Below are 16,716 nucleotides of genomic sequence, written 5' to 3'. Positions count from 1 at the left end.
AGCATCAAGATGAAATCCGCAAGGTTTGCAAATCGTCCCGACAGTCTCACGGCCGAACTCATTCTTTCTTCTGTTCTTCGCGCTCTTGGCGTCCTTGGCGGTTTATCCGTCCGTCGTGGCGTCTTGGCGGTTCCTTAAGCGTCGAGTGATTCGTATACTTCCATGCTTCCCCCACACCTACAGGCGCACGTCATGGACAAAGAGTGGTACGACCGCAGCGAGGCGATCCGGCACGCGCTGGAGCAGCTCCGAGACTCTCTTTGACTACGCCAGTAAAAAGCAGCGGATCGGGGAGATCGAGAAGGAGCAGGGCGACCCGGGCTTCTGGAATGATCAAGAGCACGCCCAAGAGGTGATCGGTGAGCTCAAGGGCCTGGGCGCCGTGGTCGATCCGCTCGACAAAGCGCTCACGGGCGCCGGCGATCTGGCCGCGATGCTCGAGATGGCGGAAGAGGACGACTCGTTCGCCGGCGAGGTCCGCTCCGAGGTGGAACGGCTCGAGGGGCTGATCGAGGCGCTCAAGCTCTCCGCGCTCTTGAGCGGCAAGCACGACGCCGCGGGCGCCATCATCACGCTCAACGCCCGCGACGGCGGCACCGACGCCAACGACTGGGCCGAGATGCTGATGCGCATGTACCTGCAGTGGGCGCAGCACGCCGGCTACTCCTCGGAGCTGATCGACCGCCAGGACAACGAAGAGGCGGGCATCAACACCGCCACCATCGCCGTGCGCGGCCCGATGGCCTACGGCTACCTGCGAGGGGAGAGCGGCATCCACCGCCTGGTGCGGATCAGCCCGTTCAACTCCGAGGGCAAACGCCAGACCAGCTTCGCCGCGGTCGACGTCTCGCCGGAGATCAGCGAGAGCGTCGACGTTGAGATCAACGAGGCCGACGTACGCACGGACACCTACCGCGCCAGCGGCGCCGGCGGGCAGCACGTCAACAAGACCGACTCCGCGGTCCGGCTCACACACATCCCTACCGGCATCGTCGCGCAGTGCCAGAGCGAACGCTCCCAGCACAAGAACCGCGCCACCGCCTGGAAGATGCTCCGCAGCCGGATGGCCCGCTTCGAGGAAGAGAAACGCGAGGCCGAGGACGCCGCCAAGTACCAGAACCAGGCCAAGAGCGGCTTCGGCAGCCAGATACGCAACTACTTCCTGCACCCCGACCAACGCGTGAAAGACGCCCGCACCAAGTTCCAGATGGGCAACTTTCATGCGGTCCTCGACGGCGATATCCAGGGGTTCTTGGAGGCCACGCTCCGCTGGCGCGCGGGGCAACCCATCGCGGACGACGACGGCGAGGACTAAACCATCGGCAACGTGCGAGCCGGGGCGTCCCCGCCCCCGGCGCGCCAGGGTAGATTATCCATCGCGTGGCGCCGGGGGCGGGGACGCCCCGGCTCGCAAGGTTGCCGCACGCGTGCTGGATAATGACTGCTAATGAGCGCTCACCCAACCTTTGTCGTCCAGTCCGGGCACGTAGAGCTTACGCTTGCGTGGCGCGACGACCGCTACCAACAACTTCTTGCCGCGGGCGATGCACGCCGCGAGTCCGAACTCATTAAGTGCCTCCATTCGCCTGTCTTCACCGAGGTTCATCAGCAGGGAGACTTGTTGTTCCTGTCGGGGGCAGACAGGGACTGCCACTGGTCGGCCAGCATCGAGCCTCTGCCAGACGGGTTTCTGTTTGACGTTGCGTGCCGGGTCAAGGCGATGCGTTACGGCGGGATCGCGGCGATGTATGTGGGGACGGGTCTAGCTTTCGAGCCCGCCGAGTCGGGAGCGTTGGCGCCTCGTGTTGAGGGCAGCGCCGATGGCGCGTGCATCCTGATCGTTGCGCTCGAAGCCTCGCGCACCCAAGTCACACCCCCCTGCACCGTCCGCTTCCGCTACCGCTGCACTACCGCAACCACGGCTCGCGCACCTGCTCGCCCACCGGCGCCTTGATCTCGCGCACCCAGATGTTGCGGAAGCGGATCGGGTTGCCGTGGTCTTGCAGGCCGATGGGGCCGCGCGACGTGTAGCCCTCGTAGGTCGGCGGGCGGTCGAACGGGGTGTCCCCCAGCAGCTCGAAGTGGTTCAGCACCAGCACGCCGTTGTGCAGCGCGGTGATCGCCGCCGGGCTCTTCAGCTTGCCCGCGTCGTCAAACGTGGGCGCCGTCCAGGCGATGTCGTACACGTTCCACTCCCCCGGCGGACGCATCGCGTTGGCCATCGGCGGGGTCTGCTTGTAGATGCTGGCCGCCTGGCCGTCGAAGTAGGTCTTGTTGTCGTACGAGTCCAGCACCTGCATCTCGAATCCGTTCTTGCCCGGGGGCGAGACGAAGAACACGCCGCTGTTGCCGCGCCCCTGGCTTTTTCCTTTCGGAGGGGTGGGGGCCGACCACTCGATGTGCAACTGGCAGTCGCCGAACTCCTGCTTGGTGTAGATCTTCCCCTTCCCCACCACCATGTCGCCGTCCTTCACGCTCCAGCGCTCCGCGCCGTTCCAGGCAGACAGGTCCTCCCCGCCGAACAGCACCACCGCGTCCGACGGCGCCGCGCCGCAGGTTTCGCCGGGGGTGATGATCGTCGGTTCTTGCCACTGCTTGCCGGTGAGGTACTCCTTGGCCAGGGCCGGGGCGGCGAGCAGCGATAGCAGCACAGCAATACGGATCATGGTGTCTGTTCCTAGAGTCGACGAGCTCATTTAAACCGAGCCGATATTCTAACCACAACGGCCCCCCCGATTGAACAATGCGGTCTGCCTTCGCAGGAATTCAAAACAGACGCTGCTGGGCGCCAGGGACCACGGGGGGACGGAACGCCGCCGCGCTCAGCGGCCGACCCTTGGCCGACAGGCCACACTTCTTGGCGAACACCGCAAACGTCTGACCGATCTGCTGGGCGTACGCGCCGCGGCCCCGCTGGCGGTCGGCGAAGTCGCTGGAGTTCAGCTTCCCGCCGCGGGTCGATTGCACCAGCGACACCACCCGCTCGTAACGCGTCGGCTCGAACGCCCGCAGCCACTCCAGAAACACCTCCCGCACCGTCGTCGGCAGCCGCAGCAGCACGTACCCGGCCGAGGTCGCCCCCGCCTCGGCGGCGGCCCGCAGGATCGCCGGCAGCTCCGAGTCGTTCAGCCCCGGGATCACCGGCGCCGCCATCACCCGCACGGGAACGCCCCCCGCGGTGAGCTCGCGGATCGCCCGCAGCCGCGCCGCGGGGGTGCTGGTCCGCGGCTCCATCACGCGCGCCAGCTTGGGATCGAGTGTGGTGATCGACACCGCTACCCCCGCCGCGTTGTCGCGCGCCAGGTCCGACAGCAGGTCGAGGTCGCGCGTCACCAAAGCGTTCTTGGTGACGATGCCGATCGGCTGCCGGCACGCTGCCGCCACCTCCAGCACGCTGCGCGTGATCCGCAATTGCCGTTCGACCGGCTGGTAGCAGTCGGTCACGCCAGACATCGCTACTTCTTCTGGCACGTACTTGGGCCGCGCCAGCCACGCGCGGAACAGCCTCGCCGCGTCGCGTTTGACGAAGACTTTCGTCTCAAAGTCCAGCCCCGCGCTCAGCCCCAGGTACTCGTGCGTCGGCCTGGCGTAGCAGTAGCTGCAGCCGTGCTGGCAGCCGCGGTAGGGGTTCACGCTGTAGCGGAAGGGGATGTCCGGGCTGTTGTTCTCGGAGACGATCGACTGCGACAAGTCGTCGTAGTAGGTGGTGCGGGGCGCGGCGCAGGCTTCATCCTCCAGGTCCTCCAGCCAGGGCTCGACCCGCAGCGGCAGGTACGGGTTGTCCGGCTGACCCTGCGCGCCCCGGCCCCGAGCCGGGGGACGCGCCCCGTCGGCCGGGGCGTTTGCGTTGGGGGCGTCGCGTTGGGTCATGGTCGGAATGGGGGTCAAAGGCCGTCGCGGGGTTTTGTCCCTTTTGTCCGTCACTGCCGGGAGCGATTTTCGGACAAAACCCCCCCTCGCGTGGTGGAACCCGCCTGCATTGTCGGAGGATAAACAACTTACGTCGACGGAGCCCCCCCAGCCGCGGGGTAACTCGGGGCGCCGTCGTTTCTTGCCGCGGACTATCAAGGCCCCCAGCGGACACCAGAGGGACAAAACCCCGCGCGTCCCTCCCTGCACCCGCCGCAGCCAACCCGGCATTATCCCAAACGCAGCGCCAGCCGCGAGCACGATTTTGCGCCATTTTCTGGTGGGACCGGGGGCTCTCGCAGAGGCGCGGAGACGCAGAGCGAAGTTTGTAGGTAGGTGGTTCCGCCGGCGAGGGATCCGGTGTTGGCGCTACCGACGGATCCGGCGGGTTCACCTTTCCCTTCCCGTCAGCCCACGAGCCACCACGACCGCAACGGGCAAAAGGTAGTTGAACCTGCCGGCGGATCGGAATCTCTCGATCGTAGGCCCTTCTACGCCGGCAGAACCACCTACTCTACACCTGCTGCCACAGCGGTTTCCGCGATCGTCTCTGCGCCTCCGCGCCTCTGCGAGAGAACTTTTCCTCACCCGCCCGAAGTGTATTGACAGACTAATACACAGTGTCTACTGTAGTAATACACATGGACGCCCAGCCCTGCCAGTTCGACATCCGCCCCAGCGCCGGGACCCCTATCTACCTGCAGGTGGTAGAGCAGGTGCACGCCCTGGTGGCCGGCGGCCGGCTCAGGGCGGGCGACCTGCTCCCCAGCGTCCGCCAGGTGGCCCAAGCGGCCGACGTCAACCCGATGACCGTCAGCAAGGCCTACTCGCGGCTCGAGGCCGAGGGGGTGGTGGAGCGCGTCCGCGGCCAGGGGATGCGCGTGCTGCCGACGACCGGCACGGGGACCGCGGCCGAGCGGCAACTACAGCTCCGCGAGCTGCTGGCCCCCGCCCTGCACCGCGCGGCCCAGCTCGGGCTCACCGAGAAGCAACTGCGTCACGTGATCGACGCGATCCTCAAGGAGTACCAGCCATGACCGCCACCCAAGACGTTAACTCCGGCGCCACCCCCGAAGTTGCCCGCGGCGCCGCGGCTGGCCGCGCCGCCGACTGTCCGTTCATTACCACAAAGCTCGCGAAGAGCTTCGGCGACAAGCAGGTGCTGTGCGGCGTCGACCTGCGGATCGAGCCGGGCGAGGTGCTGGGGCTGCTAGGGCAGAACGGATCGGGTAAGTCAACGCTCATCAAGTGCGCGCTCGGGCTGCTGCGTCCCACCGCGGGCCAGGCGCGTATCTTCGGCGACGACGCGTGGGACCTGTCGGCCGAAACCAAGGCGAGGATCGGCTACGTGCCGCAAGAGGTGGCCAGCTACCCGTGGATGCGGGTCCGGCAGGTGATCGCCTACCACGCCGCGTTCTACCCGGGTTGGAACCACAAGCTGGTGGCGGAGCTGTGCGACCGTTGGCGGCTGCCGCTGGAGGAACGCGTCGGCCCGCTGTCGGTCGGCCAGCTCCAGGCGCTAGGGATCGTGCTGGCGCTCGGCCCGGAGCCGGAGCTGCTGGTGCTAGACGAGCCTGTCGCCAGCCTTGATCCTGCGGCGCGCCGGCAGTTCCTCCGCACGCTGCTAGAGATCATTGAAGACCCGCGCCGCGCGGTGCTGTTCAGCACGCACATCACCAGCGACCTCGAACGCGTCGCAGGCCAAGTAGCGATCCTCCGGGACGGCGAGCTGGTCTACTCGGGCGAGCAGGACGCGCTGAAGGAACGCGTTAAACGGCTCCGAATCACGGCCCAGCAGCCCCTGCCGCAGGCGTTCGCCGTGCCGGGCGCGGTGCGTTACGACATCGACGGCCCCGCGGCCGCGGTGACCGTAGACGGCTACACGCCGGAGCTCGCCCAAGAGCTACGCCGCGTTTGGGACGCCGAAGTCGAAGTGGACGACCTGAACCTTGAAGAGATTTTTGTGGACATGCACACGTAGCGTGCGATGCAACGAACCAGCCCCGGAGGGGCGACAGCATATAGCCAGGGGCGCAAGCCCCTGGAAGTTCGAGCGACGGAAACCAAAGCCCCGGAGGGGCGACAGCGAGTCTAACCTCAACGCGCCGTCGCCCCTCCGGGGCTTTCGGAATGTGTTTGCCTTTTTTCCAGGGGCTCGCGCCCCTGGCTAGACGCCGTCGGCCCTCCGGGCCTGTCGTTCCTGCACACTAAACCTGAAAGACCATGCACACGACCTCGATGACCGCGCGGTTCACGCAGGCCGCGATGACGCTGCTCACGCATCGATTTCTGATGCTGGGGATCGCCGTGCTTTGCGTGCCGGTAGGTGTGGCCATGGTCATTGCCGCAACGAACAACACATCGCAGGGGGCGCCAAGCGAGATGGCGATCTTCTTAGTCATTATGCCGGCGATGTTCGGCGCCATGGTCGCCGCGCAGCACGGCAAGTGGCTGTTCGTCCATCCCCGCGCCCGGCTCACCCCGGGGTATGCCGCACCGCATGTGGGGCTGCTGGCGGGCTTGCTGCTGGGGTGTGCCGTGCTGACGCCGCTGGTCTCAGCGCTGGCGTTGCGGGCTTCGCCGGTTGGGCTGCTTGCGTATGGGCTCGCGGCCGCGGCCTCAATGTTGTGGACCGTGCAGAGCATGTCGTTTGCGCTGGGCATGGCCAACACAGGGTTGGTCGTGAGCATGATCTATGGCCCGACGCGTGACTTCTGGCTCGATCGTGGCGGCGACGACCAAGCGCTGTTCACGGTCATCTTGGTGGCGGGGGCTTTCGGCGTCGCGTTGTGGCTCCGCCGGCTCACCGCGGCGCGCGAAGGGGACCGAGACTATGCGTTGATGGCGTCGGACCAGTCGAGCGGCAGCCGGTTTGAGAAGTCCGAAGCCCGCCGAGCGATGGCACGCCAACTGGCCGCGGGGGGGGTGAACAGCAGGATGATCGATGGGTGGCTGAACCGCTTGCCGACTGGAGCACAGCCGGGCGGTGGTTTGCCGGTTGTTGCGCGGCTAAGGCTACTGCCGTACGGATCGACCCCGGTTCCGCCAGCGGTGCGTGCGGTCTTCATCACAGTGATGGTCGCGATGATCATCAGCGTGCAGCTCGCCGTGCTCGATTACGCGGGTAGCCGCCGGAACGGCGTGATCCTGCTCACGCCCGCGATGGGGTGGTTGATCGGCTTGGTGCAGTCGTGCATGCTGCTTGCCCAAAGGCGGCCGCGGATGCAGCAAGAGCTCCTCTGGCCCCTCACCCGCCGCGACTACATCTCCGGACTGAGCCAGACGGCCTGGCGCGACTTGGCTTACTCGGCCGTCGGGAGCCTGCTGCTGGTCGCCGGGCTCGCGGCGTTGTTTCTTCCCTCCTACTTAACGCCCGCCAAGGTCACTGCCGCACTGGCGATCACCGTGGCGGTCTCGCCAGCGGTCCACGCAGCGGCGCTGCGTTTAGCGCTGGTGCAAAACGCTCTGTGGCGGATGCTGCAGTTGATTATGGTGCTCTACCTCGTCGCCGGCGTCGCCGCCTGCTGCTTCGCCCTGAACGACTACTACGGCCTACCCGCGTGCCTGGCCGCCTGTGTGGCGGTGGCGCTCGCCGGCGTGTACCTCGACCGACGGGCGACGCGGGCTTGGATGAATGCTGAGCTGGGCAAGTAGCTGTTAAGATCGGCTACCCGCGACAGCGACACCCCGCCCGCTAAACTGACGCGGAGCTTGGACGGCATGAGCCTATTCAAACGCCAGGTCCTGCCGCCACGCGTCGCTGCGGTGCTGATGTTTGGTGTGGGCTGGTCCCTGGTTGATTTGGCTGCCGTGCCCTTCACTGCGGCGGACCTCACGCTGCGAGTCGCCATCGCCATCGTGGGAATTGCCTGCTTCTTCTTGGCGTGGCGCCTGTGGAGACGCGGCAGCGCCCGTTAGCCCCCGGCCGAGCCGCGGCTTCTACACATAGAACAGCTTGCCGCGGAAATCGCTGGCCCTCATGCTCGAAGCCATGCCGTCCAGTTCTTTGACGATCGCCCCGAAGTGCGAGCGGCGTTTGCAGAAGACTACGCCCGGGTGATCGATGACGGCGCTGGCAAGCTCGCGAAAATCGTGGTCGCGGGTGATCAACACCCTCCCTTGCTGCACAGAGAAGGCGAACTGTGTTTCGTCGCTTTCGGAAAGCAATCCCTCGTCCGCCGAAGTCGTGCAGTCGCGCTCGCGGCGGCGGAGTCCGGTGGCGATCCGAAAATCGGCCGATTCATCCAGGTGGAAGCGGACTGGGTCGCTCTCGGTCGCTCTATCCTTGCGCCGCGCCGACTTGCTGCTTCAAGCTCGCGTCGTCCTCGCGGATCATACGACGCACCTCGTCCCGGGCGCCGTGGTAGTACGCAAGGGCGGCATAAATCGCCGCCAGCGACACATGCGGGTAGCCCTCGGCAATCTCCTCGGGCGTCATGTTGTGAGTTTCGCTGTCGCTGATGATGGACAGCGCCTCGACACGTGTCCCCTTGATGAAAGGGCGCATCCGCCCATCGCGCTTGGGACGCATCTCGAGGAACTGGTTGATGTCGTAGTCCATGCTGCAAGTATAGCGCACCCAGCCACGCGACCCAATCAGAATCGGCGAGCCGATGGCTCCCGTGAGCCTGTTGGACTGCCCGCCGACAGGTAGAATGCCCCCTCTGCCAACCGAGGCCCCGCACAACATAGCTGCCGAAAAGCGACTCAATGGAACCTCCCCCGTCCCAACCGTCAGAACCGACCGCCGAGGAGCTGGCGCGCGTGGCGGACCTGCTGGAGCAGGTCGCTAGCGACCGCAGCCTGCTGGCCCGACTAGAAGAATCGGAGCGGCAGCGGCTGCTGCGCGTGGTGCATCAGGTGGCGATGCCCGACCGCTCCGCCCGGCGGAAGCTGCGCAAGGAGTACCACCGCGAGCGGCAGGCCAATCTCCAAGCCCAGCGGCAGGCGGACGAGCAGCGGCTGGCCGAGACCGGCATCCGCGCCCAGTTCAGCGCGCCGTACAGCGTCCGCAAGCTAAAGAAGCCCGAGCCCCCGGCGCCATTCGACACGCCGCCGCTGGCGCTCTCGCATTCTCATTCGACCGGTCCCACGGCCGACTGGCCCAAGCTGGACGTCCCCCGTACGTGCTACACCTGCAAAGGGGAGTACGACCGGGTGCACCACTTCTACGACGCGCTCTGCCCCGCGTGCGCCCAGCTGAACTGGACCAAGCGCAATCAAACGGCCGACCTATCGGGCCGCGTGGCGGTGGTGACCGGCGCGCGGGTGAAGATCGGCTACCAGGCGGCGCTCAAGCTGCTGCGGGCCGGCGCCCACACCGTGGTGCTGACCCGCTTCCCGCGCGACGCGGCCAGGCGGTTCTTGGCGGAAGCAGACAGCGAGAGGTGGCGCAACCGGCTGGAGCTGCACGGCGTCGACCTGCGGCACACGCCCGCGGTCGAGGCGCTGGCCGACCACCTGGCCGCCACGCTGCCGAGGCTCGACCTGCTGCTGAACAACGCCTGCCAGACGGTCCGCCGGCCGCCGGGTTTCTATGCGCACCTGATGGAAGGAGAACGCCGGCTCGGCGAGTCGTTGCCCCCCGAGGCGCGGCCGCTGTTGGCGTCCGACGAGGAGCTGCGCAGGCAGGGGATGCGCGAGAACGAACCGGCACGTGCGGGTCTGGCGGCGCTGGGTGGTGAGCTGGCGGGGGAGAGCATCGCAGGGGTGGTGCGCGCCGCAGAGCTATCACAAATCCCGCTGGCGCCCGGGGACGAGCAGCGGGGCGAGCATTTGTTCCCCAGCGGGCAGTACGACCACGACGAGCAACAAATCGACCTCCGCAGCATCAACAGTTGGCGGCTGCGGCTGGCGGACGTGCCGACGGTCGAGCTGCTCGAAGTGCAACTCGTGAACGCCATCGCGCCGTTCATCCTCAACGCCCGGCTCAAGCCGTTGATGGCGCGGGTCCCGACGCGCGACACGCACATCGTGAACGTCAGCGCGATGGAGGGGGTGTTCTACCGCGCCTACAAGACGGACAAGCACCCGCACACCAACATGGCCAAAGCGGCGCTGAACATGCTCACCCGCACCAGCGCCCAAGACTACGCCCGCGACGGCATCCACATGAACAGCGTCGACACCGGCTGGATCACCGACGAAGACCCGGCCGAGATCGCCCAGCGCAAACAGCAAGAACTAGGCTTCCACCCCCCGCTCGACATCGTCGACGCCGCGGCCCGCATCTGCGCCCCGTACTTCGACGGGCAGATCACGGGGGAGCATGTTTGGGGGAAGTTTTTGAAGGATTACCAGGTGGCGAATTGGTGAGGGCGGGTCGCGATGTAGCTCAAATGGAGGTTAAAGTCACGCACGAGTGGAGCCATCGCGCTAGGTACAACAATTCTCGACGTGGTAAACGCACCGAAGCCGTGAGTAGGAAGTGGTTGCATGAAATCCGATGTCGTCGGAGCTGTTCTCGAAATCCCTACTTCGTCGGGGCTCGCCTATGCACTCTGCACTCACTATCAGAGAGGCTACGGAGCCCTTCTCCGCGTCTTCGAAAAGCTGTATGGCACGCGTCCCTCTGATGTACCGCGAATAGCGGAAGATGGCGTTCGATTCTCAGTTTTCTTCCCGTTGGAACAAGCGATCAAACAACGAGTATTTTCCATCGTCGGACAAGTCGCGATTCCGGACGAATTGCAGAGCTTTCCTGTGTTTCGCGCAGGAGTGATCGATCCCAAGACAAAGAAAGTCGCTACGTGGTGGCTTTGGGACGGGCATACCGAATGGCGGGTCGGTCAGCTCAAGCCAGAACAGCGGAAACTGCCAATTCGGGGCATTTGGAATGATACGATGCTCGTTGAGCGCATTGTTTCCGATTGGAGGCCGGAGACCGATCTTCGATAATTCAAGCCTGCTGGGCGCCCCTTGAGGCCTACAGCACCGCCAGCGGGTTCCGTGCCGCTTCTAGCGGCCCGCGGGTCACGCCCAGCCGGTTGGCGGCCCGCAGCGATCGCCACACCTCGGCGCCCGTCGCGCGCCCGGCGAGCAGGTCTTGGTAGAGGCCCACGAGGCGTTTGGTTTCGTCGGGCGGCGCGTCGCGCAGCAGCTCGATGCGGAACCGCCGCACACCCAGGCCGATCAGCGGCGCGACCGCTTCGGCGCCGCTCTGCGGGGCGCCGTTGTACAGCGTGTTGCGGCAGCCGATGTCGGCGTGCAGCACGTGCTTGACGCCGACGCGGTCGGTTAGCTCTACCTGGTGGCGGTCGCAGGGGCGGCCGCAGTCGGTCTTGTTCTTGCCGGGGGAGAGCACGGCGCAAAACACGCAGTGCTCCATGTGGAACATCGGCATGTGCTGGTGGACCACCACCTCCAGCCAACGCGGCGGCGTAGCCGCGGCCAGCTCCAGCACCTGGTCGCGGTTCAGGTCGTAGCTGGCGGTCAGCCAGGCGGCGCCCTGCTCGATGAGCCACGCGGCCGTGATCGGGTTGGTGACGTTCAGCGAGAAGTCGGCCACCGCCGGAATCTCATGGCGGCGGGCAAAGTCGAGCGCCGCCAGGTTGCGCACCAGCCAGCCGTCGCCGCCGTGCTTCTGCAGGTTGAGGAACAACCCGTTCTCGCCCGGCTTGTGGATGCGGAGCGTGGCCAGATGGATTTGTGCGCCGGCGGCGTGCGCAGCGGCGACCGCGGGGCGGTACTCGCGGAGGTCGTGCAGGTCTGCGTAGACGTGCCGGGCGCCGGCGTCGAGCGCCGCGCGGAGCTGCGCGAGCGAGCGGCACAGGACGCTCAGTTGGGGCTCGGCGGGGGCGTCGCCGCCGCCGCTTGCGTCTTCGCCGGCCGATTGGATCATCTGCTGCGCAGCGTCTGCCGCGCCGAGCGTCGCCGCCGGCTTGTGCTGGCGGGCCTCGGCGAGCTGCGCCAGCATCTGCTTGCGGATGGCGCCCAGCACGCTTAGGGGCGTCATCGGCTGGCCGCCGATCTTGGCGGTGAAGCTCGCCAGGCGGAACCCGCTGCCGCCGAGGCGGTCGAACTGCTCGCGGAGCGTCGCCTCGCTGGCGGGGTGCTTGCGGGCGGTCTCGGGCAGGTAGTCGTGCGTCACGCTTACGCGGACGCCGTCGCTGCACGTCGCCTCGACCTCGATCGGCCGCCCGACCACGACGCGTGCGTGCACGGCTAGGTCGACCGTGCGCGACGGCTTGCTCCCTCCGAACGAGCCCCGCAGGCGCTTGGTGAGCTGTGGGTCGGAGGTCTGCCAGATGAGCTGGTCGGGCCAGACGTCGGCGTCGGCCAGCAGGCCGTGCTCCATCAGCAGGGTCAGGCGTCCCGAGGCGGCGTCGTCCACCGGCCGGCCGCGGCGGAGCACCTCGTAGACAGAGCCCCCGACTTCCTCGCCCGCTTCGCGGTCTCCTTCTAGCACGATGCCGTCGCCGCGGCGGAGCGGCTGGGTGAGCTCGACTTCGAGCTTCTCGTCACGCAGCTTCACCACGCGGCCGATCAGCACGCCGCGTTTGGAGCTCGACAGCCCGGGGACCAGCCGCTTGTGGTCGTTGCCGGCGGTCCAGCCGGGGGAGAAGCCGCGCGAGAAGCTCAGCTCTAGCTCGCGGCGCGACGCGGGGTTGAACTTCAGCGGCCGACCGGCGACGGCGCTGTCGATCGCCGCGCGGTAGTGGCGGCAGACGTTGGCCACGTACTCGGGCGTTTTGAGCCGGCCCTCGATCTTCAGCGACGCCACGCCGGCGTCGATCAAGTCGGGCAGCAGCTCGTAGGCGGCCAGGTCTTGCGGGCTCAGCAGGTATTTGACGTCCCCCAGCTCGACCGGCTGACCGTCGCACTCCAGCTCGTACGCCAGCCGGCAGGCCTGGGCGCACTCGCCGCGGTTGGCGCTGCGCCCGCCCAGCGACTCGCTGGTCAGGCACTGGCCGCTGTAGGCCACGCACAACGCGCCGTGGACAAACGTTTCGAGCTCGACCGTGGTCTCGGCGGCGATCTTGCGGATCTCTTTGAGCGACAGCTCGCGGGCCAGCACCACGCGCTCGATCCCGAGCTGCGCGGCGACGGCGATCATCTCCGCGCAGGTCATGGTCATCTGCGTGCTGGCGTGCAGCGCCAGCGTGGGGCAGACCACGCGGGCCAGCCGGGCCACCCCCAGGTCTTGCACCAGCGCCGCGTCGACCCCTGCCTCGGCGATCGCGCGGAGGTGCGACTCGAGCCTGGGGAGCTCGTCCGTGAACGCCAGCGTGTTAACGGTCACGTAGCCCCGCAGGCCGCGGAGGTGGAGGTGGTCCATCACCTCTGGCAGCTCTTCAAGCGTCAGATTGGTCGCCCGGCCACGGGCGTTGAAGCCTACTTGCAGGCCGAAGTAGACCGCGTCGGCGCCGTTCTCGATGGCCGCCTCGATGCATTCGCGGTTGCCGGCGGGGGCCAGCAGCTCGGGGGGGCGGGGGTTGGCGGGGGGCAGCGGCATGGTGTGGGGGGCCGTTCTTGACGGATTGCACATTAAAAAATTGCGAAGTGAGAATCGCAAATTGCCGATCGCTTGGCGCGTCAATTTGCAGTTTGCAATCGGTCGATCGGGGGGAGGGCATCATACCGCAATGCGTCGCCGGCGGAGTGGGGCTGCGCCGTCGGGGCGCACGGGCGCCCAATCGTCGGGCGCCCTCCTGCGGCGAGCTTTGCTGGTTTGGCTGGGAAGGGCTGAATCTTAGTGCGGCCCGGGTTGAGGCGCGAAACTTGCTGTGGTTTCGCTTTCCCGCTTCAATCGTGCTATCCTCATCCGGTCGGAACGGCCCAACTACGAGACTCCGCCCCCTTTACCCCACCCACGGCGGCCCCTCGGCCGTCGCTTCCGCATGCATTCCAACGGCGACCAAACGGCCTTTGACGAACTGGGCCAGAGCCTCGAGCAGCCCCGCCACCCCTCGCTGGCGCGGAGCCTGGGGACGCTGTCGCTCGAGACGCTCTCGCAACGCCAGCACGTCGCCGAGACCGACCTGAGGGAACGCGGGATCACGTTTGCCGTGTACGGGCACGGCGACGGCGCCGAGAAGGTGTGGCCCTTTGACGTGGTCCCCCGGCCTATCGCCGCGTCGGAATGGACGATGATCGAGCAGGGGCTCACCCAGCGGATCATCGCCCTGAACCTGTTCCTGGACGACGTGTACGGCGACCAGAAGATCCTGGACGACGGCGTCGTGCCGCGCGAGCTGGTCATGACGTCCGAGAGCTACCAGCCGAAGCTGGAGGGCTTCCGCCCGCCGGCCGGGGTGTGGACCCACGTCACCGGCACCGACCTGGTGCGGCACAACGACGGCGTTGTGTACGTGCTTGAGGACAACCTCCGCTGCCCGTCCGGCGTGTCGTACGTGTTGGAGAACCGCGAGCTGATGAAGCGGGTGCTCCCCGAGGTGTTCCAGGGGACCGCGATCGCCCCGATCGAGGACTACCCGGAGCGCCTGCTGCAAACCCTGCTCGAAACCGCCCCCACGCCAGACAACCCCCGGGCGGTGCTGCTGACCCCCGGGATCTACAACTCGGCCTACTTCGAGCACACCTTCCTGGCCCAGCAGATGGGGGTCGAGCTGGTGCTCAATTCCGACCTGGTGGTGCAGGACGGGCGGGTGTGGGTCCGCACCACGCACGGGCTGGAGCGGGTCGACGTCATCTACCGTCGGATCGACGACGACTTCCTCGACCCGGAGTGCTTCCGCCCCGACTCGATGCTGGGGGTGCCCGGGCTGATGGACGTCTACTTCCGCGGCGGGGTCACCCTGGCCAACGCCCCGGGCGCCGGCATCGCCGACGACAAAGCCATCTACCAGTACGTGCCGGAGATCATCCAGTACTACCTGTCGGAAGACGCCATCCTGCCGAACGTGCCGACCTTCATCTGCTCCGACCCCGCTCAGTGCAGCCACGTGCTAGAGAACATGGCGGAGCTGGTGGTCAAGCCGACCAACGCCTCGGGGGGCTACGGCATCTGCCTCGGCCCGCGGGCCACCAAAGAAGAGCTGGCCGCCTGCGCCGCCGCGGTGCGGAGCGACCCCCGCAACTACATCGCCCAGCCGATGCTGACGCTGTCCACCGTCCCCACCATCATCGACGGCAAGCTGGCCCCCCGGCACGTCGACCTGCGGCCGTTCGTCCTGTACGGCTCGTCGGTGCGGATCCTGCCGGGAGGGCTGACGCGTGTGGCGCTCGTCGAGGGGTCGATGATCGTCAACTCCTCGCAGGGGGGCGGCAGCAAGGACACCTGGGTGCTGCAAGACTGACGGGAGAGATGATCGAGGATAGAGGTTAGATGATAGAGAAAAGCAGCGTGCGTGGGCCGGGGCGTCCTCGCCCCCGGAGTGGCTGAGTGAGCGTGGCAGTCGGAATGACCAATGTCCAGGATCGCTTGCGAGTTTTGGTCATTTAGGCTTGGTCATTGGTCATTCACCATAGATGTAGGGTGCGATCAAGCGAAGCGGAATCGCACCACAATGCGTGCTCTATCCCCAATCCCTCAACCCCCCGCCCGGTGCGATTCCGCTACGCTGCATCGCACCCTACTAACTCGCGTCCTAACGACTAATACCTAACACCTAAGACCCAACACCTACTACCAATGCTGAGTCGAGTCGCAGACGCGATCTACTGGATGAGCCGCTACGTTGAGCGGGCGGAGAACATCGCCCGTTTTATCGACGTGAACCAGTCGCTTGCGCTGGGGGGCGCCCACTCGCAGTGGTCTCCGCTGATCTACGCCAGCGGCGACGAGGCCCCCTACAAGAAGCTGTACGCCGACGACTACAGCCGCGAGAGGGTGCTCAACTTCCTGCTGCTGGAACGCGACAACCCCAACTCCTTGAGCCAGTGCGTGCGGGCCGCCCGCGAGAACGCCCGGGCCGTACGCGGCGAGCTGACCACCGCCATGTGGGAGGCCGTGAACCGGTTCTACCTGCGGGTGCGCGAGGCAGAGCTGGACCCCGCGGAGGTGCTGCGGAACCCCTCGGCGCTCATCCAGCGCGTCAAGCGCTCAAGCCACCAGGTGATCGGGGTGACCGCGGCGACGCTGTCGCACACCGAGGCCTGGAGCTTCAGCCAGCTCGGGCGGCTGATCGAGCGGGCCGACAAGACCTCGCGGATCCTCGACGTGAAGTACTACACCCTGCTGCCCAACCCCCTGGCGGTCGGGTCGACGCTGGACGTGGTGCAGTGGTCGGCGCTGCTGGAGTCGACCAGCTCGCTGCACATGTACCGCAAGCGGTTCGGGCAGATCAGCCCCAAGAACGTGGCGGAGTTCTTGATCCTGGACCGCTACTTCCCGCGGTCGATGCACTTCTGCGTGAACCACGCAGAGCAGTGCCTGCGGACCATCTCCGGCTCGGCGCCCGGGTTCTTCACCAACACCGCCGAGCAGACGATGGGGCAGCTCAACTCCCGGCTCAACTACGCCTCGATCGATGAAATCGTTACTTCCGGAATGCATGAGTTTATCGACGACTTCCAACGCCGATTGAACGATATCGGAGAAGCGATCTTCCAAACGTTCTTCTTCGTCCCGCCGATGCAGACACAGACCCAGTCGCAGCAGGCGTGACGCACCCCGCGGCGGGCGAGTAGCCCCGGAGGGGCGACGGCGTATAGCCAGGGGCGCGAGCCCCTGGAGAGCGGAACGGAAGGAAACTAGCCCCGGAGGGGCGACGGAGATCTTGGTTGCGCCGTCGCCCCTCCGGGGCTTGTGATACGCATTGAAACGATTCCAGGGGCTCGCGCCCCTGGCTATACGCCGTCGGCCCTCCGGGCCTGACACACAATGTTCGACCCCCTACGATAGAC

At 66.6% G+C, this 16,716-nt stretch carries 15 protein-coding genes; 10 read left to right on the top strand and 5 right to left on the bottom strand.

The features are described 5' to 3' along the window. Positions 1–192 precede the first annotated feature (192 nt). Positions 193–1,315, top strand: a protein-coding gene (gene prfB, locus Pla175_RS25335; protein ID WP_391527873.1) for a peptide chain release factor 2 whose coding sequence is annotated in 2 segments (ribosomal slippage) — positions 193–261 and positions 263–1,315 — 1,122 coding nt in all. Because the reading frame shifts where the segments join, the coding sequence is not laid out codon by codon here. A gap of 132 nt (positions 1,316–1,447) precedes the next feature. Further along, positions 1,448–1,954 (top strand): hypothetical protein, encoded by a 507-nt coding sequence (locus tag Pla175_RS25330; protein WP_145291867.1) that lies wholly within the window; start codon positions 1,448–1,450, stop codon positions 1,952–1,954. Here the strand turns inward: Pla175_RS25330 and Pla175_RS25325 are convergent. Next, positions 1,908–2,666, bottom strand: coding sequence for a 3-keto-disaccharide hydrolase (locus Pla175_RS25325; protein WP_231954071.1), 759 nt, complete (start codon positions 2,664–2,666; stop codon positions 1,908–1,910). The two genes, Pla175_RS25330 and Pla175_RS25325, sit on opposite strands and share 47 nt — an antisense overlap. Before the next feature lie 100 nt (positions 2,667–2,766). Next, positions 2,767–3,870 carry a PA0069 family radical SAM protein gene (locus tag Pla175_RS25320; protein WP_145291865.1) on the bottom strand — a complete coding sequence of 368 codons (1,104 nt, stop codon included), beginning with the start codon at positions 3,868–3,870 and terminating at the stop codon, positions 2,767–2,769. A 680-nt stretch (positions 3,871–4,550) separates the two neighbouring features. Here Pla175_RS25320 and Pla175_RS25315 point away from each other — a divergent pair. The 4 genes from Pla175_RS25315 (at position 4,551) to Pla175_RS25300 (ending at position 7,827) form a co-directional block, all read left to right on the top strand. Then, positions 4,551–4,946 carry a GntR family transcriptional regulator gene (locus Pla175_RS25315; protein ID WP_145291864.1) on the top strand — a complete coding sequence of 132 codons (396 nt, stop codon included), beginning with the start codon at positions 4,551–4,553 and terminating at the stop codon, positions 4,944–4,946. Continuing rightward, the gene (locus Pla175_RS25310) at positions 4,943–5,890 is read left to right on the top strand and encodes an ABC transporter ATP-binding protein (protein WP_145291863.1); all 948 of its coding nucleotides are present in this window, start codon (positions 4,943–4,945) and stop codon (positions 5,888–5,890) included. The genes Pla175_RS25315 and Pla175_RS25310 overlap by 4 nt, the downstream gene beginning before the upstream one ends. 242 nt (positions 5,891–6,132) lie before the next feature. Continuing rightward, positions 6,133–7,563 (top strand): hypothetical protein, encoded by a 1,431-nt coding sequence (locus Pla175_RS25305; RefSeq protein WP_145291862.1) that lies wholly within the window; start codon positions 6,133–6,135, stop codon positions 7,561–7,563. A 66-nt stretch (positions 7,564–7,629) separates the two neighbouring features. Then, positions 7,630–7,827 (top strand): hypothetical protein, encoded by a 198-nt coding sequence (locus Pla175_RS25300; protein WP_145291861.1) that lies wholly within the window; start codon positions 7,630–7,632, stop codon positions 7,825–7,827. 21 nt (positions 7,828–7,848) lie between these two features. Here the strand turns inward: Pla175_RS25300 and Pla175_RS25295 are convergent, their stop codons facing one another. Together Pla175_RS25295 and Pla175_RS25290 are read right to left on the bottom strand one after the other, a co-directional pair. Beyond that, entirely contained in the window at positions 7,849–8,157 is a 309-nt protein-coding gene (locus tag Pla175_RS25295; protein WP_197527536.1) for a DUF5615 family PIN-like protein, read from the bottom strand. Positions 8,158–8,188: 31 nt separating this feature from the next. Then, positions 8,189–8,470 carry a DUF433 domain-containing protein gene (locus Pla175_RS25290; RefSeq protein ID WP_197527151.1) on the bottom strand — a complete coding sequence of 94 codons (282 nt, stop codon included), beginning with the start codon at positions 8,468–8,470 and terminating at the stop codon, positions 8,189–8,191. A gap of 149 nt (positions 8,471–8,619) precedes the next feature. Here Pla175_RS25290 and Pla175_RS25285 point away from each other — a divergent pair, with 149 nt between their 5' ends. Both Pla175_RS25285 and Pla175_RS25280 read left to right on the top strand, forming a co-directional pair. Then, positions 8,620–10,224 carry an SDR family NAD(P)-dependent oxidoreductase gene (locus Pla175_RS25285; RefSeq protein ID WP_145291858.1) on the top strand — a complete coding sequence of 535 codons (1,605 nt, stop codon included), beginning with the start codon at positions 8,620–8,622 and terminating at the stop codon, positions 10,222–10,224. 120 nt (positions 10,225–10,344) lie between these two features. Then, positions 10,345–10,806 (top strand): hypothetical protein, encoded by a 462-nt coding sequence (locus Pla175_RS25280; protein ID WP_145291857.1) that lies wholly within the window; start codon positions 10,345–10,347, stop codon positions 10,804–10,806. 28 nt (positions 10,807–10,834) lie between these two features. Here the strand turns inward: Pla175_RS25280 and Pla175_RS25275 are convergent, their stop codons facing one another. Further along, a complete protein-coding gene (locus Pla175_RS25275; RefSeq protein ID WP_145291856.1) occupies positions 10,835–13,363 on the bottom strand; it encodes a U32 family peptidase in 2,529 nt (842 codons plus the stop codon). 385 nt (positions 13,364–13,748) lie between these two features. Between Pla175_RS25275 and Pla175_RS25270 the strand changes: the two genes are divergently transcribed. Then, entirely contained in the window at positions 13,749–15,167 is a 1,419-nt protein-coding gene (locus Pla175_RS25270; protein ID WP_145291855.1) for a circularly permuted type 2 ATP-grasp protein, read from the top strand. Between the two features lie 335 nt (positions 15,168–15,502). Continuing rightward, positions 15,503–16,477 carry an alpha-E domain-containing protein gene (locus Pla175_RS25265; protein WP_145291854.1) on the top strand — a complete coding sequence of 325 codons (975 nt, stop codon included), beginning with the start codon at positions 15,503–15,505 and terminating at the stop codon, positions 16,475–16,477. Positions 16,478–16,716: the final 239 nt, after the last annotated feature.

The sequence above is a fragment of the Pirellulimonas nuda genome (assembly GCF_007750855.1).
Taxonomy (GTDB): Bacteria; Planctomycetota; Planctomycetia; order Pirellulales; family Lacipirellulaceae; genus Pirellulimonas; species Pirellulimonas nuda.
This window is presented reverse-complemented; position numbering and strand designations above follow the sequence as displayed.